We start from the raw sequence: 23600 nt of genomic DNA, 5'->3' as shown, positions 1-23600 counted from the left end.
GGTTCGCCCTCCTGTATCGGAGGCGCGACCCCGGGTGAAGCCCGCTGGCGGGCCGGGCGTTCCCGCCGAGAGCGTGCGGGAGCACGTCGACCGCGGGCGCGAGTTCGTTCACACTGCCTACGCGACCCGGAACGGGCGCGACGCGGCCACGCCTCGGCCGCGCCCTTCCCTTCCGAAAAAACGTCAGCTATATTGACCTATACCATAGTCGACTGCGGGAGAGTCCGAACGGACCCCCTGCGCCCCTTGCGGCGTTGTCGATATCAGGAGGGATCAGATGGCGGACCGCCCCACGCTGCGCGACGTCTCGCTCGACGACAAGTTCGACCTGTCCAAGGATCGCATCTTCCTGACCGGCACCCAGGCCATCGCCCGGCTGCTCCTGATGCAGCACGAGCGCGACCGCCGCGCCGGACTGAACACCGCGGGCTTCGTGTCCGGCTATCGCGGCTCCCCGCTCGGCGGGCTCGACCAGCAGCTCATGAAAGCGGCCAAGGTCTTCGTCCCTCGCAACATCGTGTTCCAGCCCGGCCTCAACGAGGAGCTGGCCGCCACCGCGTGCTGGGGCTCCCAGCAGGCGCAAATGCGCGGCGAGGGCAAGTACGACGGCGTCTTCTCCGTCTGGTACGGCAAGGGGCCGGGCGTCGACCGCTCCGGCGACGTGTTCCGCCACGCCAACATGGCCGGCGTCGCCCCCCATGGCGGCGTTCTGGCGCTGATGGGCGACGACCACACCGCCGAAAGCTCGACGACGGCGCACCAGTCCGAGTTCCACTTCGTCGACGTGATGATCCCGATCCTGAACCCCGCCGGGGTGCAGGAGATCCTCGATTACGGGCTCTACGGCTTCGCCATGAGCCGCTTCTGCGGTTCGTGGGTGGCGCTGAAGTGCATGAAGGACACGGTGGAGTCGACCGCCGTCGTCGACGCCTCGCTCGACCGCGTGAACATCGTCATCCCCGACATCCCGCTTCCGCCCGGCGGGCTCGGCATTCGCCCCCGCGACGGCGTGCTCGACATGGAGGCGCGCCTTCACGACTGGAAGCGCGACGCCATGCTGGCCTTCATCCAGGCCAACCGGCTCAACCGCATCGTCACCAGCGGCGGGCCGCGCGCGCGCATCGGCGTCATCACCGTCGGCAAGTCCTATCTCGACGTGCGGCAGGCGATGGACGACCTCGGCATCGACGAGGTGAAGGCCAACCGGCTCGGGCTGCGGCTCTACAAGATCGCCTGCCCGTGGCCGCTCGACCCGGTCGGGCTCAAGGAGTTCGTGCGCGGCCTCGACCTCGTCATCGTCGTCGAGGAGAAGCGCTCGCTGATCGAGGTCCAGGTGCGCGAGGAGCTCTACGGCGCGCCCGACCAGCCGGCCTGTATCGGCAAGAAGGACGAGCAGGGCCGCTGGCTGTTCCCGGTGAAGGGCGCGCTCGACCCCAACGACATCGCCATCGCCATCGGCGAGCGCCTGCTGCGCGTCGCCCCGGACGCCGACCTCGAAGCCCGGCTCGCCCGCCTCAAGGAGGCGCAGTCGACCCTCTCCGAGACGAAGGACGTCGCCACCCGCATTCCCTATTTCTGCTCGGGCTGCCCGCACAATTCCTCGACCAAGGTGCCGGACGGCATGCGCGCCTATGCCGGCATCGGCTGCCACTACATGGTGCAGTGGATGGACCGCGCCACGGACGGCTTCACCCAGATGGGCGGCGAAGGCGCCAACTGGGTCGGCGAGGCGCCGTTCTCGACCCGCGGGCACGTTTTCCAGAACCTCGGCGACGGCACCTGGAACCACTCGGGCGTGCTGGCCCTGCGCTTCGCGCTCGCGAGCAAGGTGAACATCACCTACAAGCTGCTGTTCAACGACGCGGTCGCCATGACCGGCGGCCAACGCCACGAGGGCGGGCTGACGGTCGACGCGCTGGCGCGCCAGGTCGCCGCCGAGGGCGTCAAGCGCATCGCGCTGGTTTCCGACGAGCCCGACAAATATCCGCCCGGCCTCGCCTGGCCGGCCGGCATCACCTTCCACTATCGCGACGACCTCGATTCCGTGCAGCGTTCGCTGGCGGCGATCCCCGGCGTCACGGCGATCGTCTACGACCAGACCTGCGCCGCCGAGAAGCGCCGCCGCCGCAAGAGGGGCGAATTCCCCGATCCCGACAAGCGCGTCTTCGTCAACACGCGTGTCTGCGAGGGCTGCGGCGACTGCGGGGTGAAGTCGAACTGCGTCTCGGTGCAGCCGGTCGAGACCGAGTTCGGCCGCAAGCGCCAGATCGACCAGTCGAACTGCAACAAGGACTATTCCTGCGTCAACGGCTTCTGCCCGTCTTTCGTGACCGTGGAGGGCGCGCGCATCCGCAAGGCCGAGCCGGCCGCCCTCGGCGCCGGCGAGGCCTGGGACGACCTTCCCGAGCCCGCCGCGCACGCGCTGCGCAACCCCTACGCCATCATCGTCACCGGCGTCGGCGGCACCGGCGTGGTGACGATCGGCGCCATCCTGGGCATGGCGGCGCACCTCGAAGGCAAGGCGTGCGGCATGATCGACATGGCCGGGCTCGCCCAGAAGGGCGGCGCGGTCTACAGCCACGTCAAGCTGGCGGAACGGCCCGAGGAGATCCACTCGATCCGCGTGGCGGCGGGCGAGGCCGACCTCGTGCTCGGCTGCGACCTCGTCGTCACCGGCACGCGCAAGGTGCTGGCCGCCGTGAAGGAGGGCCAGACGGCGCTCGTCGTCAACACCGCCGAGGTGATGCCGGGCGACTTCGCCCGCAACGCCGATTACTCGCTGCCGGCCGAGCGCATCAAGCGCGCCGTGGTCGCCGCCGCCGGGCCGGACGCGGCCGCCTTCGTCGACGCCACCGGCATCGCCGCGGCGCTGACCGGCAACGCCATCGCCGCCAACATGTTCATGCTCGGCTACGCCTTCCAGATGGGCCGGGTGCCGCTCTCCGCCGCCGCGCTGGAGCGCGCCATCGAGCTCAACGGCGAGGCGGTCGCGATGAACCTCTCCGCCTTCGCATGGGGCCGCCGCGCCGCCCATGACCGCGCCCGCGTCGAGGCGCTGGTGAAGCCCTCGGCCGCGCCGGCCGGCGACCGCCGCCTGTCGAGCACGCCCGAGGAGGCGCTGGCCCGCCGCGTCGCCTTCCTCACCGAGTACCAGGACGCCGCCTACGCCGAGCGCTACCGCGCGGCGGTGGCCCGGGTCGCCGCCGCCGAGGCGGCGCGCGCGCCGGGCCGCACCGGGCTCGCCGAGGCCGTCGCGCGCTATCTGTTCAAGCTGATGGCGATCAAGGACGAGTACGAGGTCGCCCGGCTCTACACCGACGGCGAGTTCCTCAAGGCGCTGCGCGGGCAGTTCGACGGCGACCTCAAGCTCACCTTCCACCTCGCCCCGCCGATCCTCGGCCGCCGAGACCCGCAGACCGGCCTGCCGCGCAAGTCGACTTTCGGCCCGTGGATGATGAAGGCGCTGGCGCTGCTGGCCAAGGGACGGCGCCTGCGCGGCGGCTGGCTCGACGTCTTCGGCCGCACCGCCGAGCGGCGCATGGAGCGCCGGCTGATCGCCGACTACGAGGCGCTGCTCGCCGAGATCGTCGAGCGGCTGACGCCGGAGACCCACGCGCTGTGCGTCGCGCTGGCCTCGATCCCCGAGAAGATCCGCGGCTACGGCTACGTGAAGGAGCGCCACCTCGCGGCCGCGAAGGCCGAGGAGGCCACGCTGCTGGAGCGGCTGCGCGCCGGGCCGGAACGCAGCGCCCCGGCGCTCGCCGCGGAATGAGACGCGCCCCGGCCGGCCAGGCGCCGGACCGGGGTTCGCCCGCGCCTTAGATCAAAGTCGGGTTTGAGTTCCACAACGGTGGAGGTACGCTGCCGTTGAACGCGGGGGGTCCGCCAGCCGGCTGGCCGTCTCGGGTTCAGGGGAACATTCCGCGCATCAGACGGCCAAAAGGCCGCGCGCGCGGCGAAGCGGACCGCCCCTGGCGGCCCGAGAGGGAGGATTGCGTGACGGCCGAAGAGGCTTCACGGGAGGACACATTTCCGAAGCTCCTGGCCCGGAACGCGCGAACGCGCGGCGGGCGGCCGGCTATCCGGCACAAGGATCTCGGCATCTGGCAAACCTGGTCGTGGACCGAGGTCGAGGCGCAATGCCGCGCGCTCGCGGTGTTCCTGCGCGAGCTGGGCGTGCGCCCCGGCGACACCATCGCCATCGTCGGCCACAACCGCCCCCGCCTGTACTGGTCCATGATGGCTGCGCAGATGCTCGGGGCCGTGCCGGTGCCGGTCTACGCCGACAGCGTCGCCGAGGAGATGGCCTATTTGCTGGCCCACGCCGAGGTGAAGCTCGCCGTGGCGCAGGACCAGGAGCAGGTCGACAAGCTCATCACCGTCGCCGAGCGCGTGCCGACGCTGCATCGCATCCTCTATGACGAGGAGCGCGGGCTGCGGAACTACGACCACACCAACCTCAAGCCGCTCGACGAGGCCATCGCGAGCGGGCTCGACGCGCTGCGCGACGATCCGGAGGCGGCGCGCGCGCTGGACGAGAGCATCGCGGCCGGCAAGGGCGCGGACCTCGCCATCATCCTCTACACGTCGGGCACGACGGGCCGGCCCAAGGGCGTGATGCTGACGCACGACAACGTGCTAATCTCCGCCCGCAACGGCTGCGCGTTCGACAAGCTGGACGAGACGGAGGAGGTCATCGCCTACCTCCCCATCGCCTGGGTCGGGGACCACATCTTCTCCTACGCCCAGTCGATCGTCGCCGGGTTCTGCGTCAACTGCCCGGAGAGCCCCGACACCGTCGTCGAGGACCGGCGCGAGATCGGCACGACCTACGCCTTCGCGCCGCCGCGCGTCTACGAGAACCTGCTGACGCTGACCATGGTGCGGATGGAGGACGCCTCCGCGCCGAAGCGGCGCATGTTCGCCTTCTTCCTCGCCGTGGCGAAGCGCGCCGGCGAACGCATCCTCAACGGCGAGCCGACGCCGTTGAAGGACCGGTTGCTCTACGCGCTGGGCGAAGCGCTCGTCTACGGGCCCCTGAAGAACCGCTTCGGCCTGTCGCGGGTCAAGGTCGCCTACACGGCGGGCGAGGCCATCGGCCCCGAGATCTTCCGCTTCTACCGCTCGCTCGGCATCAACCTGAAGCAGCTCTACGGGCAGACCGAGGCCTCGGTCTACGTCACGCTGCAGCCCGACGGCGAAATCCGGGCCGACACGGTCGGCCGTCCCGGCCTGGAGGTCGAGGTGAAGATCGCCGATGACGGCGAGGTTCTGTTCCGCTCGCCCGGCGTGTTCAAGGCCTACTACAAGGACCCCGACGCGACCGCCCGCACCAAGACGCCGGACGGCTGGGTGCATTCCGGCGACGCCGGCTTCTTCGACCGCGACGGCCACCTCAAGATCATCGATCGGGCGAAGGATGTCGGCCGCATGAAGGACGGCTCGCTGTTCCCGCCCAAGTACCTCGAGAACAAGCTGAAATTCTATCCCAACATCAAGGAGGCCGTGGCCTTCGGCGACGGCCGCGACTTCTGCGCCGCCTTCATCAACATCGACCTGACGGCGGTGGGAAACTGGGCCGAGCGCAACAACGTCGTCTACGCCTCCTACCAGGAACTGGCCGCCCACCCGCTTGTCTACGACATGATCGCCGCGCACGTGGACGAGGTGAACCGCTCGCTGGCCGTCGAGCCGCGCATGGGCGGCGCGCAGATCCGCCGCTTCCTCGTGCTCCCCAAGGAACTCGACGCCGACGACGGCGAGCTGACGCGCACGCAGAAGGTGCGCCGGGGCTTCATCGCGGAGCGCTACGGCGCGCTCGTGGATGCGCTCTATTCCGGCGCGAAGGAGGCTGACCTGCGCGTCGAGGTAACGTTCGAGGACGGCCGCAAGGGCGTCATCGCGGCGCGCGTCGGCATCCGCGACTGCGCCGCCCATCCCGTGCCCGGCGGGGGCGAAACGCTGGAGGCCGCGGAATGAGGGCGCCCGGAGGCGACACCCGGCTGGCGCCGGGAGACGTGCTGCTCTCAGTGGAGGGCGTTTCGCTCTCCTTCGGCGGCGTGAAGGCGATCACCGACGTCTCGTTCGACATCCGCAAGGGCGAGATCCGCGCCATCATCGGCCCCAACGGCGCGGGCAAGACGTCGATGCTCAACGTCATCAACGGCTTCTACCACCCGCAGCAGGGCCGCATCACCTTCAAGGGCGCGACGCGCCAGAAGATGCGCCCCTCCGTGGCCGCCGCCCAGGGCATCGCCCGCACGTTCCAGAACGTCGCGCTGTTCAAGGGCATGTCGACGCTCGACAACATCATGGCGGGGCGGACGCTGAAGATGCGCAGCCCGTTCTTCTGGCAGCTCTTCCGCCACGGCCCGGCGCTGACCGAGGAGATCGCCCACCGCAAGGTGGTGGAGGAGATCATCGACTTTCTCGAGATCCAGGCGATCCGCAAGACGCCGGTCGGCAAGTTGCCCTACGGCCTGCAGAAGCGCGTCGAGCTGGGACGGGCGCTGGCCATGCAGCCCGACCTGCTGCTGCTCGACGAGCCGATGGCGGGCATGAACCTCGAGGAGAAGGAGGACATGTCCCGCTTCATCCTCGACGTGAACAACCAGTACGGCACGACCATCGCGCTGATCGAGCACGACATGGGCGTGGTGATGGACCTCTCCGACCGCGTGGTGGTGCTGGAATATGGCCGCAAGATCGCGGACGGCGCCCCCGACGAAGTGAAACGGAACAAGCAGGTGATCGATGCCTATCTCGGCGTTCCGCACTGACCGGGCGGGGAGGCGCGCATGAGCGCGACCGAGGCCCGCGAACCGCCGATGCGGCTGACCGCCACCGGCTGGACGCTCGTCGCGCTCGCGGCGGCGGTCGCGCTGCTCGTGGTTGCGAGCCTGTCCGGCCTCATCGCCAAGGGCCACCCGCTCGACACGCTGTTTGTCGACCCCTTCCGCCAGATGGTCGACGCGCCCGACCTGCTGGTGCAGACGATCTGGGAAGGCCTCGTCTCCGGTGTGCTCTACGCGCTGATCGCGCTCGGCTTCGTGCTGATCTTCAAGGCCTCCGGCGTGTTCAACTTCGCCCAGGGCATCATGGTGGTGTTCGCGGCGCTGACGCTGGTCGGCCTGCACGAGATGGGCGTCCCGGCGCTGCTCGCGCTCGTGCTGGCCGTGGGCGTCATGTTCGTGCTGGCGGTGGGTGTCGAGCGCTTCGTGCTGCGGCCGTTGGTCAACCAGCCCGACATCATCCTCTTCATGGCGACGTTCGGCATCACCTACGTGCTGATCGGGCTCGGCGAGTTGGTGTTCGGCGGCAACCCCAAGCAGATGATCGACGAGCAGCTGTTCCTGCCCAAGGGCGCCATCGAGCTGAAGATGCTCGGCGGCTTCGTGTCGCTGCAGAAGATCGACATCGCCGCGGCGGTGATCGCGGCGGCGATGATCGCGGCGCTCGCCTTCTTCTTCCAGCACACCCGCATCGGCCGGGCGCTGCGCGCCGTGGCCGACAGCCACAAGGCGGCGCTTTCGGTGGGCATCTCGCTCAACCAGATCTGGGTCATCGTCTGGTTCACGGCGGGCGTCGTGGCGCTCGTCACCGGCATCATGTGGGGGGCGCGCTCCGACGTGTCCTTCGCGCTGTCGACGATCGCGCTCAAGGCGCTGCCGGTGCTCATCCTCGGCGGCTTCACCTCAGTTCCGGGCGCCATCGTCGGCGGCCTCATCATCGGCGTGGGCGAGAAGATCGGCGAGTTCTACTGGGGCCCGCTGGTGGGCGGCGGCATCGAAAGCTGGCTCGCCTACTTCATCGCCCTCGCCTTCCTGCTGTTCCGGCCGCAGGGCCTGTTCGGCGAGAAGATCATCGAGCGGATCTAGATCGGGGATACGGCTTTGTTCTACCGCGAGGCAGGCCAGTACAAGACGAGCTACGCCGCCGACATGGCGATCTTCCCGCTCCTGCAGGACAGGATCGGCATCGCCGTCATCCTGGCGGTCCTGTTCGTCGGGGTGCCGCTGTTCGCCAGCGAGTTCCTGATCTCGACGGTGATGATCCCGACGCTGGTGTTCTCGCTCGCCGCGATCGGCCTCAACGTGCTCACCGGCTACACGGGGCTGATCTCGCTGGGGACCGGCGCCTTCATGGGGGTCGGCGCCTATGCCTGCTACAAGCTGACCACCTATTTCCCCGGCGTGAACATCATCGTCTGGATCGTCGCCTCCGGCTTCTTCTCGGCGGCCGTCGGCGTCGTGTTCGGCCTGCCCAGCCTGCGCATCAAGGGCTTCTACCTCGCCGTGGCGACGCTGGCGGCGCAGTTCTTCCTGCAATGGTGCTTCGTGCGCGTGCCGTGGCTGTACAACTACAACGCCTCGGGCGCCATCGAGGTGCCGCTGCGGACGCTGTTCGGCTTGCCGGTGACCGGCCCCAACGCGACGCCGGAAGCGCGCTATCTGGTGCTGCTTTCCATCGTCGTCGGGCTCACCTGGTTCGCCTCCAACCTCGTCCACGGCCGCGTCGGGCGCTCGTGGATGGCGGTGCGCGACATGGACATCGCGGCCGAGCTGATGGGCATCCGCCTGCTGCCGACCAAGCTGCTCGCCTTCGCGGTGTCGTCCTTCTACGCCGGCGTGGCCGGCGCGGCGATGATGTTCCTGTGGTACGGCGGCGGCGAGGCCAACGACGCCTTCAACATCAACCAGAGCTTCCTGATCCTGTTCATGGTGATCATCGGAGGCCTCGGCAGCCTGATCGGCTCGTTCTTCGGCGCGGCGTTCATCTCCATCCTGCCGACCGTGCTGAAGTTCGGCCTGCCCGCCATGGGTGTGCCGCTGGGCGGCGCGACGGCCGAGCACATCACCTATCTCGTGGTCGGCGGGCTGATCATTTTCTTCCTGGTCGTCGAGCCGCATGGGCTCGCCCGGCTGTGGCAGATCGGGAAGCAGAAACTGCGGATCTGGCCGTTCCCCTACTGAGGCGGCCGGTGTCGGGGGGAAGAGGGCGTGGCCGCGGCCACGCGAAACGAAAACGGACCGGCGGGCGCAACACCCCGGCCGCCTTTTGGAGGACACGAGTATGACGGGACGGACATATGTTCTCGGAGCCAGTCTGGCCCTGTGCCTCGCGGGAACGGCGCTGAGCGCCGCGCCCGCCGCGGCGCAGGAGTCCATCTACGTGCCGCTGCTGACCTACCGCACCGGCCCCTTCGCCGGATCGGGCATCCCGATCGCCGACGGCATGGCCGACTACCTGCGCATGCTCAACGAGCGCGACGGCGGAATTGGCGGCGTCAAGCTCGTCGTCGAGGAATGCGAGACCGGCTACGACACCAAGAAGGGCGTCGAGTGCTACGAGTCGGTGAAGGGCAAGAACCCGGTCGTCGTGAACCCCTACTCGACCGGCATCACGCTACAGCTCATCCCCAAGGCGGCCGTCGACAAGATCCCGATCCTGTCGATGTCCTACGGCCTGTCGGCCTCGGCCGACGGCAACACCTTCCCGTGGGTGTTCATTCCGCCGGTGACCTACTGGGACGGCGCCTCGGTCTTCATCCAGCACGTCGCCCAGACCGAAGGCGGCTTCGACAAGCTGAAGGGCAAGACCATCGGCCTCATCCACCTCGACGCACCCTACGGCAAGGAGCCGATCCCGGTGCTCGAGAAGCTGGCGCAGACCTACGGCTTCACGCTCAAGCTCTACCCCATCGCCGCGCAGGACATGCAGAACCAGAGCTCCACCTGGCTCAACATCCGCCGCGACCGGCCGAACTGGATCTACATCCAGGGCTGGGGCGCGATGAACCCGACCGCCGTCAAGGAGGCCGCCAAGAACAACTTCCCGATGGACCATCTCGTCGGCGTTTGGTTCGCGGGCGGCGACGACGACGCGCGCGGCGGCGGCGACCAGGCCAAGGGCTACAAGGCGCTGAACTACCACCAGGCCGGAACCGACTTCCAGGCGCTGAAGGACATCCAGAAGTTCATCGTCGACAAGGGGCTCAGCAAGGCGCCCAAGGACAAGGTCGGCGAGAACCTCTACAACCGCGGCGTCTACAACTCGATGCTGATCGCCGAGGGCATCGCCAACGCCCAGAAGATCACCGGCAAGAAGGCGGTGGCGCCGGAAGATGTCCGGCGCGGGCTGGAGGCGATGAACATCACCGAGGCAAGGCTGAAGGAGCTCGGCCTCGAAGGCTTCGGCTCCACGGTGAAGCTGTCCTGCGAGGACCACAGCGGCCACAACAAGGTGTTCATCCACCAGTGGGACGGCGCCAAGTGGGTGAAGGCGTCCGACTGGATCGCCCCGCAGAAGGACGTCGTGCGCCCGATGCTGGAAGCCTCCGCCAAGGAATACGCGGCCAGCAACGCCGGCTGGCCGAAGCGGACGGAGCCCTGCGAGAAGAGCTCCTGACCGTCGCCCATCCTCCCCGCCCGGTCCGCCGGGCGGGGATTTCCATCGAGCCGCCCCACCCGGAGCCCGCATGTCCGCCTCCGTCCAGCCGAGCCCCGCGAGCGCGCCCGACACCATCCTCGCGGTCAACAACATCGAGGTCGTCTACGACCACGTGATCCTGGTGCTGAAGGGCGTCTCGCTCACGGTGCCGCGCGGCGGCATCGTGGCGCTGCTCGGCGCCAACGGCGCGGGCAAGACGACGACGCTGAAGGCGATCTCCAACCTGCTGCGCGCCGAGCGCGGCGAGGTGACCAAGGGCACCATCGAGTTCGCCGGCGAGCGCGTCGACCGGCTGACGCCCAACGAGCTGGTGCGGCGCGGCTGCATCCAGGTGATGGAGGGCCGCCACTGCTTCGGCCACCTCACCATCGAGGAGAACCTGCTGACCGGCGCGTTCACGCGGCGCGACGGCCAGGCGGCGATCAAGCGCGACCTCGAGGCGATCTACGACTACTTCCCGCGCCTGCGCCAGCGCCGGACGTCGATGGCCGGCTACACCTCCGGCGGCGAGCAGCAGATGTGCGCCATCGGCCGGGCGATGATGTCGCGCCCCCGCATGATCCTGCTGGACGAGCCCTCGATGGGCCTCGCGCCGCAGGTGGTGGAGGAGATCTTCGAGATCGTGCGGGCGCTCAACGCCCGCGAAAGCGTGTCCTTCCTGCTCGCCGAGCAGAACACCAACATCGCGCTGCGCTACGCCACCTACGGCTACATCCTGGAGACGGGCCGCGTGGTGATGGACGGCGCCGCCGACAGCCTGCGCGAGAACGAGGACGTCAAGGAGTTCTACCTCGGCGTCGCCGGCGACGACCGCAAGAGCTTCCGCGAGGTGAAGAGCTACAAGCGCCGCAAGCGCTGGCTGGCCTGACCCCACCCCGACCGACGAGCGAGACGAGATGACCGAGCATTACGACGAGCTGGAGACCCGCCCGGCGGCGGAACGCGAGGCCGACCTGTTCCGCCGCCTGCCGGCGACCGTCGCCAAGGCGATGACCGGCCCCGGCTGGGCGCGCCACCTCGCGGGCGTCGACCCCGGCGCGGTCTCCTCGCCCGCCGCCCTGGCGGCGCTGCCGGTGCTGCGCAAGTCCGAGCTGCCCGCCCGCCAGAAGGCCGACCCGCCCTTCGCCGGCTTCGCCGCCGAGCCGCTGTCGAGCTTCGGCCGGCTCTACGTGTCGCCCGGCCCGATCTTCGAGCCCGAGGGCACGCAGCCCGACCCGTGGCGCGTGGCCCGCGCGCTGTTCGCCGCCGGCGTGCGGCGCGGCGACATCGTGCTCAACACGTTCAGCTACCACCTGACGCCGGGCGCCTTCATGATGGACGCCGGGGCGCGGGCGCTGGGCTGCCCGGTGATCCCCGCCGGGCCGGGCCAGACCGAGCAGCAGCTCGACGTCATCGCCCATCTGCGGCCCGTCGCCTATTGCGGCACGCCGGACTTCCTGAAGATCCTGCTCGATGCCGGCGAGAAGGCGGGCAAGCCCGCCGCCTCGCTGCGCAAGGCGTTCGTCTCCGGCGCGGCGTTCCCGGCCACTCTGCGCGACGAGCTGCTGGGGCGCGGCGTCGCCGCCTACCAGGCCTACGCCGTGGCCGATGTCGGCGTCGTCGCCTACGAGACGCCGGCCCGCGAGGGGCTGGTGGCCAGCGAGGACCTGATCCTGGAGATCGTGCGCCCCGGCACCGGCGAGCCCGTGCCGGACGGCGAGGTCGGCGAGGTGGTCGTCACCTCGCTCAATCCCGTCCACCCGGTCATCCGGCTGGCGCTGGGCGACCTCTCGGCCGTGCTCGCCGGCCCGTCTCCGTGCGGGCGCACGGCCCGGCGGATCAAGGGCTGGATGGGCCGGGCCGACCAGACGGCGAAGGTGAAGGGCATGTTCGTTCGGCCGGAGCAGATCGCTGAGATCCTGCGCCGGCATCCGGGCGTCGGCCGCGCGCGGCTCGTCGTGTCGCGCCGCAACGAGCAGGATGCGATGACGCTGCACGTGGAGGCGGCGAACCCCGACCCCGATCTCGCCGCCTCGATGGAGGTGACGCTGCAGGCGGTGACGCGGCTGCGCGGCGACGTCGCCGTGGCGGCGCCGGGCGCGCTCCCCAACGACGGCAAGGTGATCGCCGACGAGCGTCCGGTCGGCTGAGGCGCGGCCCGGCCGGGCTCAGTCGCCCTTGCCTTCGTCAGCCTTGCCCTCGGTGTCCTTGAACCACACCTCGACGGGGCCGCTCAGTTTGAGCGTGACGAGGTTGCCCTTGCGGTCGCGCGCCGTGCCGGCGGTCACGCGGACCCAGCCCTCGCTGATGCAGTATTCGTCGACATTGGTCTTCTCGACGCCCTTGAAGCGCACGCCGACGCCGCGCTCCAGCAGGGCCTCGTTGTAGTAGGGGCTACCCGGGTTGGCGGAGAGCCGGTCAGGCGGGGTGTCGGACATGGGCGAACCTTCGATTGCGGCGTTGCGTGCCGATGCAGATATAGAACATCGGCGCGCTTGCAAACCCGCGGGCGCGTCACGCGCCGCCGCGCCGGCCGAACCGCGGCGCGCTTCCGCGCAAGAGAGCGTCGCAAGCGGCGGTCGCGCCCGCCGCCGTGGCGCGTGACACTCTCCGTCGCGGGGATTAAACGTCGCCGCAGATGCGCACCCTGGAGACGCCCGTGTCCTGTCCCCGATCCCCCGCGCGCGGCCTGGCGGCGCTCGCCGGCCTCGCCCTGTTCTGCCTCGGCGCGTCCGCGGCGGCCGCCGCCGACCGCGTCACCTTCGGCGCCAACTGGGTGGCGCAGCCCGAGCACGGCGGCTTCTACCAGGCGGCGGCGGACGGCACCTATGCGCGCTACGGCCTCGACGTGACCATCGTGCCCGGCGGCCCGCAGGTGAACAACCGGCTGCTGCTGTCGGCCGGCAAGCTCGACTTCTACATGGGCGGCAACCTCGTGCAGACCTTCTCGGCGCTCGAGCAGGACATTCCGACATTGGCCGTGGCCGCCATCTTCCAGAAGGACCCGCAGGTGCTGCTGTCGCACCCCGGGCAGGGACTCGACACGTTCGAATCGCTGCGCAAGGCGCGCCTGTTCCTGTCCAAGCCCATTGTCGCCTCGACCTTCCAGTGGCTGAAGTCCGAGTGGGGCTTCACCGACGGCCAGCTGCGGCCCTACGCCTTCTCGGCCGCGCCGTTCATCGCCGATCCCGGCTCGGCCCAGCAGGGCTACGCCACCTCCGAGCCGCTGACCGTGGAGAAGCAGGGCGGCTTCAAGCCCAACGTGTTCCTGCTCGCCGACTACGGGTTCGACAGCTACGCGACCACCATCGAGACGCGCCGCGACCTCGTCGACTCCAACCCGGACCTCGTGCGCCGCTTCGTCGAGGCGTCGATCGTCGGCTGGTACACCTATCTCTACGGCGACCGCTCGAAGGGCGACGCCGCCATCAAGGCCGCCAATCCCGACATCACCGACGAGCTGCTGGCCTATTCGCTGGCCGCCATGAAGGCGCGCGGCATCGTCGATTCCGGCGACGCGCTGACGCTCGGCATCGGCGCGATGACCCCGGAGCGCTTCGCCAGCTTCTACGCCCGCATGGTCAAGGCCGGCGTCACCCGCTCGGGCCTCGACCCGAGCCGGGCCTACACGCTGGCCTTCGTCAATCGCAAGGTCGGGCTGGAGTCGAGGCCGAAGCCGTGACCGGCGCGCCGGCGCGACCGTTGTCCGCGACTGCCCCCGCGCTGGTGTCGCTGGCGGGCGTCGGCAAGGCGTTCGACAACGGCGTCGTGGCGCTGCAGGGCGTCGACCTCGCCGTGGCGGAGGGCGAATTCCTGGCGCTGCTGGGGCCCTCCGGCTGCGGCAAGACGACCGTGCTGCGCCTGATCGCCGGCCTTGACGAGCCGAGCGCCGGCGCGATTGCGGGCCAGGCGCTGGCGGCGCGGGAGGGCGGGCTCGGCTACGTGTTCCAGGACGCGACGCTGCTGCCGTGGGCGAACGTCGCGGACAACGTGTTCCTGCCGCTGCGGCTGGCGGGCGTGGCGCGGCGCGACGCCGACGAGCGCATCGCGGCGATGCTGCGGCTCGTCGGCATCGACGGCTTCGCCGGGGCGCTGCCGCACCAGCTCTCGGGCGGCATGCGGATGCGCGTGGCCATCGCCCGCGCGCTGGTGACGCGGCCGCGCCTGCTGCTGATGGACGAGCCCTTCGCCGCCCTCGACGAGATCACCCGGTTCCGCCTCAACGACGACCTGCTGCGCCTGAAGCACGAGACCGGTTGCACCGTCGTGTTCGTCACCCACTCGGTGTACGAGGCGGTCTACCTGTCGACCCGCGTCGCGGTGATGAGCGCGCGGCCGGGCCGCATCCTGCGCGAGATCGCGGTCGACCTGCCGGCCCGACGCGACGACGCGCTGCGGCGCGACCCCGCCTATCTGGCGCTGTGCGCGGAGGCGTCGGCCGCGCTGCACGCGGCGCTGGCCGGGAGCCCGGCGTGAGCCGAGCCGCCCGCGCGGGTTCGGCCGGCGCGCGCTTCGCCGGCTGGCTGCTGCCGGGGGCGGTGCTGGCCGCGACGCTGGCCGCGTGGGAGGCCTTCGTCGCGCTCTCCGGCACGCCAGCCTACGTGCTGCCCGCGCCCTCGCGCGTGCTGCGCACGCTGGCGGCGGACTGGCCGGTGCTCGCCCCGGCGCTGGGCGTCACGCTGCGGCTGACGCTGGCGGGCTTCGCCAGCGCGGCGGCGGGCGGCGTGCTGATGGGCGTCGCGCTCACGCGCTCGCGCTGGGCGGAGCTGGCGTTCTCGCCCTACGCCGTCATCCTGCAGGTGACGCCGCTGGTCGCCATCGCGCCCATTCTCGTCATCTACGCGGGCGTGACGGCGACTGTGTACCTGTCGGTCTTCCTCGTCGCCTTCTTCCCGGTGCTGGCGGCGACCATGGCCGGCTTGCGCGCGGCCGATCCCGCCTTGTCGGACCTGTTCCGGCTCTACCGCGCAACGCCGGCGCAGCGCCTGTTCCAGCTCGAGTTGCCCTCCGCCGCGCCCTTCATCGCGGCGGGCGTGCGCACGGCCGGCGGCCTGTCGCTGATCGGCGCGGTGGTGGCGGAATTCGTGGCGGGCGCGGGCGGAGCCGGCTCCGGCCTCGCCTACCGCATCGTCGAGGCGAGCTACCGCCTCAACGTGCCGCGCCTGTTCGCCTCGGTGCTGCTGATCTGCGTGGCGGGCCTGCTCATCTACGCCATCGTCAGCGTCGCCTGCGCGGCGCTGGTGCGGCGCTGGCGGCCGCAGGGAGGCTGAACCATCCTGCGCATTTGCATGGGCGCTCCGCGACCGGGGCGGGCGCGCATCGTCCGATGATCGGATAGTTTGCGCCGCCGCGCGGGGCGGCCGGGAGAACGACGTGCAGCAGACCCAGGGCGAGACGACACGCGAGGCAGGACGCGAGCGCCTGGTCGGCATCGTGCTGATGTGCGGCGCGGTGCTGCTGTTCTCGGTGCTCGACGGCACGGCGAAATATCTGTCGCGCGAGCTGCCGACGCCGCAGATCGTCTGGGCGCGCTACTTCGCCAACGTTCTCCTGGTGCTCGCCGTGCTGAACCCGTGGACTCGGCCCGGCGTGGCGCGCGCCCGCAAGCCGATGCTGCAGGTGGTGCGCTCGTGCCTGCTGCTCGGCTCGACCGCGCTGAACTTCCTGGCCGTGCGCTATCTCCAGCTTGCCGAGACCATCACCATCACCTTCATGACGCCGCTGCTGGTGGCGCTGCTGGCGCTGCCGATCCTCGGCGAGCGGATCGGGCCGCGCCGCCTTGCCGCCATCGTGGTCGGCTTCGCGGGCGTGTTGCTGGTGGCGCGCCCCGGCGTCGGCGGCATCCATCCGGCGGCGCTGTTCTCGGTGGCGGGGTGCGTCTGCTACGCCTTCTACGGCATCCTGACTCGCATGCTGGCGACGCACGACAAGGCCGAGACGACTCTGGTTTATTCAGGGCTGGCGGGCGTGGTGCTGCTGACGCCGCTGCTGCCGCTGTTCTGGGTGCAGCCGCCGACGGCGCTGGCCTGGGCGCTGATGCTGTCGATGGGCGTCTACGCCTCGGTCGGGCACTATTTGCTGATCCTCGCCCACCAGCGCGCCCCGGCGGCGATCCTGTCGCCGTTCATGTACACCCAGCTCGTATGGATGATCGGCATCGGCTACTTCGTGTTTGGCGACCTGCCCGACCGCTGGACGCTGGCCGGCGGCCTCGTGGTCGCCGGCTCCGGCCTGTACCTGCTCTCGGCCGAGCGGAGCCGGCGCTGAGGGCGCTCAGCCCTTCTTCGGCGTCAGCGTGACGCCGTTGGCCCTGGCGACGGCGGTCGACAGCATCGGCACGTAGTCGTCGGCCCCGCCTGCCGCCACCGCCAGCGCGTAGCTGTTCTTCACCGCATTGCCCATCGGATTGGCGAGCCCGACGGCGTCGGCCATCGATTCGAGATAGCGCATGTCCTTGAAAGCGTTGCGGAGGGTGAACTTGTGGGCGTCGCGGTCCTGCTCCAGCGTCCAGCGCATGAAGGTCTGGTAGAAGCCGCAGTCCATCCGGCCGCCCCGGATGACGCTGTCGAAGCGCTCGGGCGTGATGCCGACCTTCTGGGCCAGCGTCAGCGCCTCGGAGTACAGCGCCGCGTAGCCCATGGCGATGAAGTTGTTGAGCAGTTTCATCCGGTGGCCGTCGCCGGGGCCGCCGATGTGGATGACGCGCCCGGCCCAGGTGTCGAGCACCGGCTTCAGCCGGGCGAACACCTCGTCGCTCGCGCCCACCATGGTGTCGAGTGCGCCTTCCCATGCCTCCTTCGGCGTGCGCGAGAGCGGCGCGTCGACGAAATCCACACCCATCTCCGCCAGTTCGGCGGCGATGGCCATGCTCGAGACCGGATCGGCGGTCGAGCAGTCGACCACCACGGAGCCCGGCTTCAGCCCCTGCTTCAGCCCGTTCGGGCCGCGCACGATGGCCTCGACCTCGGGCGAGCCGGTGACGCAGATGAACACGACGGTCGACGCGGCGGCGATCTCGGCCGGGCTGGACGCCTCGCTCGCGCCGCGGCGCAGCAGGTCCTCGACGGGAGCGCGGTTGCGATGCGCCATCACCGTCAGGGGATAGCCCTTCTCGACGATGTTCTTGGCCATGCCGTGGCCCATGAGCCCCACGCCGATGAAGCCGATGCGTTCGCTTGTCGTCGCCGTTGACACCAGGGCCGCCTCCCGCTCTGCTTCCCGTCACGCCGCGCGCGCCGCGCGAGGGCGGACGGGGAGGTTTCTTGTCGATCATGGGCAGCTATCACGGTGCGCCCGGCGCGGAAAGCGCGAAACGATGACGCGGGTGACGCTCCAGGTCATCGCCGAGACGCTGGCGGTGTCGACCGCCACCGTGTCGCTCGCGCTGCGCGACAGCCCGGTCGTCGCCGCCGAGACGAAGGAGCGCGTGCAGCGCCTCGCGGCCGAGTTGGGCTACGTTTACAACCGCAGCGCCGCGAGCCTGCGCACCGCGCGCACCAACATGGTCGCGGTGGGCTTCCACGACATCACCAATCCCTATTTCGCCGAGGTTCTGGCCGCCGTCGAGGACGCCGCGATGGCGGCCGGGCGCACCATCCTGCTCGCCACCTACGGCGAGAGCCTGGAGCGGCAGGCCCGCGTGCTGCGCACGCTGCGCGAGTACCGGCCAGACGGCATGATCCTGTGCGTGGCGGCCGGCACGCAGAAGGAGGACCTCGCCCCTTTGCTCGCCAGCGGCATCCCGCTGACGCAGCTCTCGCGCGAGACCGCGGGGGTCGACCTCGACTTCGTCGGCAGCGACGACGCCGCCGGGGTGGGCCTCGCCATCGACCACCTCGTCGGCCTCGGCCATCGCCGCATCGCCATGATCTGCGGCATGGACAGCTATTCCACCGGCCGGGCGCGCCGGCGCGGCTATTGCGAGGGGCTGGCGGCGCACGGCATCCCGCTCGACCCCGCGCTGATGTTCCCGGCCTACGGCACGCGCGAGAACGGCCTCGCGGCGATCCAGGCGGCGCTGGCGCTGCCCGACCCGCCCACGGCGGCGGTGTGCTTCAACGACCTCGCCGCCTTCGGCGCGATGAACGGCCTGCGCCATCTCGGCCGCGAGGCCGGGCGCGACTTCTCCATCGTCGGCTGCGACGACGTGGCTGAGGCGGCGCAGTGGTTCCCGGCGCTGACGACGGTGCGCAACCGGCAGGACGAGATGGGCCGCCTCGCCGCCCAGATGCTGGCCGCGCGCATCCGGGAGCCGGGGCTGCCGACGCGGCGCGTGCTGCTCGAGCCTTTGCTGATGGTGCGCGCCTCGACGGCGCCGCTGCGCGAGCGGCGCGTCGCGACGGCCTGAGCGCGCTTTATTCCGGCCGCCAGGGGAATGTCCAGGTCTCCGTCAGGGCGCGGTTGCCGGCCTTGAGGAAGGCCCGCAGGTCGGCCGACTGGCCCTTCTCCACCGCCACGTCGATGCCGGCCCGGAACCCCTTGGTGCGCGGGTTGGGCGACAGGAAGGTGCGCAGGATGCGGCCGTTGGAGACGCTGGGCACGATCTGCACCCGCTCCGGATCGCCGAGATAATAGGCGAGATCGCCGCCGGCGAAGTCGATGATGAAGCGGCGCGTGTTGGGATCGGCCTGCTCGGACGAGCCGAGCGCGCGCGGGCTCGTCTGCCAGGTGTTGTAGGCCGCGCCACCGGGGTGCAGGGCGAAGTCGTCGGTGATGGCGCGGATGCGGTAGGCCCAGACCAGCGTCTGGCCCGGCTCCGGCACGGCGCTCGGCGTCCAGTAGGCGACGATGTTGTCGTTGGTCTCGTCGCCGGTCGGGATTTCGACCAGCTCGATGCGCCCCTCGCCCCACGAGCCGCGCGGCTCCACCCAGTAGCTCGGCCGCGCTTCGTAGCCGAGGTCGAGGTCCTGGTAGTGCTCGAAGATGCGGTCGCGCTGCATCAGGCCGAAGCCGCGCGGATTGGTGTCCATGAAGCTGGAGATGGCGATTTCGCGCGCGTTGCGCAGCGGGCGCCAGATCCACTCGCCCGAGCCTGCGTGCACCAGCAGCCCGTCCGAATCGTGCAGCTCCGGCCGGAAGTCGTCGAAATAGCGCTTGTCGTTCTCGCCGACATAGAACATCGAGGTCAGCGGCGCGATGCCGATGCGCGGGATCGGCCGGCGCGGGAACAGCGTCATGCTGACGTCCACCACCGTCTGCTGCTCCGGATAGACCAGGAACTGGTAGGCCCCGGTGAGCGACGCGCCGTCGAGCAGCGCGTAGATGACGGCGCGCTCGGCGTCGGGCGCGGGCTGCTCGATCCAGAACTCCCGGAAAATCGGGAACTCCTCCGTCTCGCGCGCGCCGACGCCGATGGCGAGCCCGCGCGCCGACAGGCCGTAGCGCTGCCGCCGCCCGAGGAAGCGGAAATAGCTGGCGCCCAGGAAGGAGATCAGCTCGTCGTAAACCTTCGGGTCGTTGAGCGGGTAGTGCAGGCGAAAGCCCGCGAAGCCGAGATTGACCGGCAGCGGCCGATCGAACTTGTTGCGCCCGTAGTCGAACAGCGAGGCCGAATAGGGTACCGGGGCGGCGATGCCATCGCGGATCACGTTCACCGTCACCGGCTGCGGGAACAGGAAGCCGGGGTGGAACATCTGCATGCGGAACGCGCCGCCCGCGCCGCCGAGCAGCGCGCGATCCGGCTTGAAGCGGATGTCGCGGTAGGAGTCGAAGTCGAGCCGGGCGAGCTGCTCGGGCAGCGGCTGCGGCGTCGCGTCATAGGGCAGCGTGGCGAGGTCGCGCGCCCGGCGCACCACGTCGTCATAGCCGAAGCGCGCCTGGGCGGGAGCGCCGGCAGGCTGGCCCGGGCCGGACGGCGACTGCGCCGAGGCCGGCGCGGCGAGCAGGGCGGCGGCCAGGCCGGCGAGGCGTTCCACGAAGGTGCGGCGATCGAGGTGCATTCAACGCGACTCGTATTGGAAGGGAGAGACTTGGAGGCAGAGACTTGGAGGCAGAGACCACGCAAGGGAGCCCCGGAAGGACCCGGCCCCGGGCCTCGCGGACCGAAGGCGGAATCACCCGGGACGCATGCTGAATACACGAACGTCCGGACGATGGGCAGACCCGGGCCGAGGGACGGGTCCGCGGCTGACGCAATCCCAATCTTTAATCATGTTATCAGAGACTTAGCCGCCGACCTAGGGAATTTGCGGAGGGCTGAAAAAAACTATTGAACCCCGAGGTCTTCGGTCCTATTTATCCCCTGCCCAATTTCGCACGTGCCTGTGGTCGCGTGCTGGTCGGTGGGCATCCGGACAAGAGGCCGGACAGCCGCCCGGGACAGGATCGGGACTATTGGGGTGGGAACCCCAGTGGCGATGATCCCGGCGCTAATGCCGCGTTCCGAACCCTGACCAGCAGCCGGAGGCGAAACCGGCGTACCCTGCTCTCCCCAGGGGACGTGGCTTAAAGCAACGACGGAGCGGGCTTTTTCGTCTCTCTCTGCCCTCCACAGGCAGAGTTACCGAAGAGGCTTGTTGTCCATCTTGCCAGGCGTGCGGGGCGGGATCTCCCTCTCCAATCCAAGGCAGTTTCCATCGGGTGGCGACACCCGGCGTCGGCGTCTCCATCGCGCCTGCGCCGCGGGATCGTCTCCCATGGCTCACATTTGAGCGGCCGCCCGCTCGCCACCTTGGGGGAGATCGTGCCATGACCGCACGGATCCGCGAGTTCCTGCGCAACCGACGTGATGACGGGCCCTGCATGGTGCTCGACCTCGATGTCGTGCGCGACAACTATCACGCCTTCGCCCACGCGCTCCCCGACACGCGGGTGTTCTACGCCGTCAAGGCGAACCCCGCGCCGGAAGTGCTGGCCCTGCTGGCGTCGCTCGGCTCGTGCTTCGACACCGCTTCGGTGGCCGAGATCGAGATGGCTCTGGCCGCCGGCGCGACGCCCGACCGCGTGTCCTTTGGCAACACCATCAAGAAGGAGCGTGACATCGCGCGCGCCTTCGAGCTGGGCGTTCGCCTGTTCGCGGTCGACTGCAAGGCCGAGGTCGAGAAGGTGGCTCGCGCCGCTCCGGGCGCGCAGGTGTTCTGCCGCATCCTGTGCGACGGCGCCGGCGCGGAGTGGCCGCTGTCGCGCAAGTTCGGCTGCGTGCCGGAGATGGCGACCGACGTGCTCGAGCACGCCCATCGTCTGGGCCTCGAGGCCTACGGCGTGTCGTTCCACGTCGGCTCGCAGCAGCGCAACACGGGCGCGTGGGACCAGGCGCTCGCCTCGGCCTCGGCGATCTTCCGCGAGTGCGCCGAGCGCGGCATCCACCTGCGCATGGTCAATCTGGGCGGCGGCTTCCCCACCAAGTACCTGAAGAAGGTGCCGGAGGTGGAGAGCTACGGCGAGGCGATCTTCCGGTCGCTCTCCCGGCACTTCGGCAACCGCATGCCCGAGACGATCATCGAGCCGGGCCGCGGCATGGTCGGCAACGCGGGCGTCATCGAGTCCGAGGTCGTGCTCATCTCGCGCAAGTCCGAGGAGGACGAGGTGCGCTGGGTGTATCTCGACATCGGCAAGTTCGGCGGTCTCGCCGAGACGATGGACGAGGCGATCCGCTATCCGATCCGCACGCGCCACGACGGCGGGCCGAAGACCCCCTGCGTGCTGGCCGGTCCGACCTGCGACTCCGCCGACGTCATGTACGAGAAGGAGCCGTACCTGCTGCCGGTGTCGCTGCAGATCGGCGACAAGGTGCTGATCGAGGGAACCGGCGCGTACACGACCACCTATTCGGCGGTCGCGTTCAACGGGTTCCCGCCGCTGCGATCCTACGTGATCTGAAGCGCAAGCCGCTCCGCGCGGCGTTCAAGGTCGACGGCTCCGCCCGGAGCCGTCGAGGCGCGCACCTCCCCGCGCCCGCGCCCGGGTCCGCTCGCGGACCCGGCTTCCCGAACCCACTCTCCCGGATTCGAACCGGACCGGCTCGCGCCGGCCGGGGAAGGAGCACGCCCATGGCCCGGATTCGCCTCGAGACCCCGGACGACGTCACCGCCCGCGAGCGCCTGCTCGACGCCGCCTTCGGCGACGACCGCTTCGCCAAGACCTGCGAGCGCCTGCGCGAGGGCCGCCTGCCCGCCCTCGCCCTGGTGGCGGAGGACGCACGCGGCCGTCTCATCGGCACGGTGCGGCTGTGGCCCGTCGAGGCCGGGCCCGGCCGGCCCGCCCTGATGCTCGGCCCGCTGGCGGTCGACGCCGCGTCGCGCGGCGACGGCCTCGGCGGCCGGCTGATGCGCGCCGCGCTCAACCGCGCCGCGCTGGCCGGGCACGAGGCCGTTCTGCTGGTCGGCGACGCCCCCTACTACGCGCGCTTCGGCTTCGCCGCCGAGCTTGCCCAGGCCCTGGAGATGCCCGGCCCCGTCGAGCGCCGGCGCTTCCTCGGCCTCGAACTGCGTGACGGCGCGCTGGCCGGCGCGCGCGGCCTCGTCATCCCCACCGGCGAGCCCGCGGCCCCGTCCCTCCCCGCCCAGCTGGCCCCCGCCGACGCGGTCGAATCGCTCCGACAGGCCGCGTAGCCGGGCGACGGCGCGGGTTCCGGGCCGCGCGGTCCTACTTGCCGTGCGAGCGCCGGCTTTTTCGGAAGCGCAAGGGCGGACCTCGGTCCACCCCGTTCCCGGAACCCCGGCGCGACAGCGCAAAGGGCGGACGCCAGTCCGCCCGTTTCCGGAACCCCAAAGGGCGGACGCCAGTCCGCCCGTCCCCGGAATGCCGCAGCGAAAGCGCCAAGGGCGAGCTTCCGCCCGCCCCCGTTCCCGGAGCCTTAAGGGCGGACCTCGTCCGCCCGTTCCCGGAACCCCGCAGCGTAGCGGAGGGGTGTCCGGGATCCAGCGCGTGGATGTTGCCGCGAAGCGGCGCTTTATAAGCCTTTTCATTTGGACGCGCTGACGCGCGACATTGTTGCGCTGGGCCCCGGGCCTGCCTCCGCCAAGGCTCCGGCATCCCGGGGACGGGCGGGCCGGAGGCCCGCGCTCCCGGGCACGGCGCGAATGGGCGAACACAGTCCGCCACCCCGTTCCCGGAACCCCGGAATCCCGAAGCGAAAGCGGGGGGCGTCCGCGCCTTCGGCGCAATTCCGCGCTTGACATTCTGAGGAATTTATGCCTATATGGCTCTCGTCCTCACCCGAGGAAGGGGCGTCT

18 protein-coding genes are annotated in these 23600 nt (G+C 70.2%); 15 read left to right on the top strand and 3 right to left on the bottom strand.

Translation table 11 applies throughout. The annotated features are described in order from the left end of the window. The first annotated feature begins 277 nt into the window (after positions 1-277). From NK718_RS14420 to NK718_RS14385, 8 genes are all read left to right on the top strand, one after another. Complete coding sequence (locus tag NK718_RS14420; protein WP_254743620.1) at positions 278-3772, top strand: indolepyruvate ferredoxin oxidoreductase family protein; 3495 nt, start codon at positions 278-280, stop codon at positions 3770-3772. A gap of 224 nt (positions 3773-3996) precedes the next feature. Next, positions 3997-5979, top strand: coding sequence for an AMP-dependent synthetase/ligase (locus NK718_RS14415; protein ID WP_254743619.1), 1983 nt, complete (start codon positions 3997-3999; stop codon positions 5977-5979). Beyond that, positions 5976-6779 carry an ABC transporter ATP-binding protein gene (locus NK718_RS14410; RefSeq protein ID WP_254743618.1) on the top strand — a complete coding sequence of 268 codons (804 nt, stop codon included), beginning with the start codon at positions 5976-5978 and terminating at the stop codon, positions 6777-6779. Before NK718_RS14415 ends, NK718_RS14410 begins: the two co-directional genes overlap by 4 nt. A gap of 183 nt (positions 6780-6962) precedes the next feature. Further along, on the top strand, positions 6963-7877 hold the full coding sequence (locus NK718_RS14405; protein ID WP_254743801.1) for a branched-chain amino acid ABC transporter permease: 915 nt from the start codon (positions 6963-6965) through the stop codon (positions 7875-7877). Between the two features lie 15 nt (positions 7878-7892). Further along, a complete protein-coding gene (locus tag NK718_RS14400; protein WP_254743617.1) occupies positions 7893-8972 on the top strand; it encodes a branched-chain amino acid ABC transporter permease in 1080 nt (359 codons plus the stop codon). A gap of 100 nt (positions 8973-9072) precedes the next feature. Beyond that, positions 9073-10407 (top strand): ABC transporter substrate-binding protein, encoded by a 1335-nt coding sequence (locus NK718_RS14395; protein ID WP_254743616.1) that lies wholly within the window; start codon positions 9073-9075, stop codon positions 10405-10407. Between the two features lie 70 nt (positions 10408-10477). Continuing rightward, on the top strand, positions 10478-11317 hold the full coding sequence (locus NK718_RS14390; protein WP_254743615.1) for an ABC transporter ATP-binding protein: 840 nt from the start codon (positions 10478-10480) through the stop codon (positions 11315-11317). Positions 11318-11345: 28 nt separating this feature from the next. Next, entirely contained in the window at positions 11346-12578 is a 1233-nt protein-coding gene (locus NK718_RS14385; protein WP_254743614.1) for a phenylacetate--CoA ligase family protein, read from the top strand. An 18-nt stretch (positions 12579-12596) separates the two neighbouring features. Here the strand turns inward: NK718_RS14385 and NK718_RS14380 are convergent, their stop codons facing one another. After that, positions 12597-12866: a DUF3297 family protein gene (locus tag NK718_RS14380; protein ID WP_254743613.1), complete on the bottom strand. Its 270-nt coding sequence runs from the start codon at positions 12864-12866 to the stop codon at positions 12597-12599. Between the two features lie 221 nt (positions 12867-13087). Between NK718_RS14380 and NK718_RS14375 the strand changes: the two genes are divergently transcribed. From NK718_RS14375 to NK718_RS14360, 4 genes are all read left to right on the top strand, one after another. Then, a complete protein-coding gene (locus tag NK718_RS14375; RefSeq protein WP_371877289.1) occupies positions 13088-14110 on the top strand; it encodes an ABC transporter substrate-binding protein in 1023 nt (340 codons plus the stop codon). 20 nt (positions 14111-14130) lie between these two features. Further along, positions 14131-14904, top strand: coding sequence for an ABC transporter ATP-binding protein (locus NK718_RS14370; RefSeq protein ID WP_254743612.1), 774 nt, complete (start codon positions 14131-14133; stop codon positions 14902-14904). Further along, positions 14901-15698, top strand: a complete 798-nt coding sequence (locus NK718_RS14365) for an ABC transporter permease (RefSeq protein ID WP_254743611.1) — start codon at positions 14901-14903, stop codon at positions 15696-15698. The genes NK718_RS14370 and NK718_RS14365 overlap by 4 nt, the downstream gene beginning before the upstream one ends. A 103-nt stretch (positions 15699-15801) precedes the next feature. Then, the gene (locus NK718_RS14360; RefSeq protein WP_254743610.1) at positions 15802-16695 is read left to right on the top strand and encodes a DMT family transporter; all 894 of its coding nucleotides are present in this window, start codon (positions 15802-15804) and stop codon (positions 16693-16695) included. A gap of 6 nt (positions 16696-16701) precedes the next feature. Here NK718_RS14360 and NK718_RS14355 read toward each other — a convergent pair whose 3' ends face one another. Beyond that, a complete protein-coding gene (locus NK718_RS14355; RefSeq protein WP_254743609.1) occupies positions 16702-17622 on the bottom strand; it encodes an NAD(P)-dependent oxidoreductase in 921 nt (306 codons plus the stop codon). Between the two features lie 121 nt (positions 17623-17743). On the opposite strand from NK718_RS14355, the gene NK718_RS14350 reads away from it, so the two are divergent. Continuing rightward, complete coding sequence (locus NK718_RS14350; protein WP_254743608.1) at positions 17744-18775, top strand: LacI family DNA-binding transcriptional regulator; 1032 nt, start codon at positions 17744-17746, stop codon at positions 18773-18775. A gap of 7 nt (positions 18776-18782) precedes the next feature. Here NK718_RS14350 and NK718_RS14345 read toward each other — a convergent pair whose 3' ends face one another. Beyond that, the gene (locus NK718_RS14345) at positions 18783-20366 is read right to left on the bottom strand and encodes an OpgD/OpgG family glucan biosynthesis protein (RefSeq protein ID WP_254743607.1); all 1584 of its coding nucleotides are present in this window, start codon (positions 20364-20366) and stop codon (positions 18783-18785) included. A gap of 748 nt (positions 20367-21114) precedes the next feature. On the opposite strand from NK718_RS14345, the gene NK718_RS14340 reads away from it, so the two are divergent. Beyond that, positions 21115-22245 (top strand): type III PLP-dependent enzyme, encoded by a 1131-nt coding sequence (locus NK718_RS14340; RefSeq protein ID WP_254743606.1) that lies wholly within the window; start codon positions 21115-21117, stop codon positions 22243-22245. A gap of 170 nt (positions 22246-22415) precedes the next feature. Next, positions 22416-22976, top strand: coding sequence for a GNAT family N-acetyltransferase (locus NK718_RS14335; protein WP_254743605.1), 561 nt, complete (start codon positions 22416-22418; stop codon positions 22974-22976). Positions 22977-23600: the final 624 nt, after the last annotated feature.

This window comes from Alsobacter ponti (assembly GCF_024294805.1).
Taxonomy (GTDB): domain Bacteria; phylum Pseudomonadota; class Alphaproteobacteria; order Rhizobiales; family Beijerinckiaceae; genus Alsobacter; species Alsobacter ponti.
This window is presented reverse-complemented; position numbering and strand designations above follow the sequence as displayed.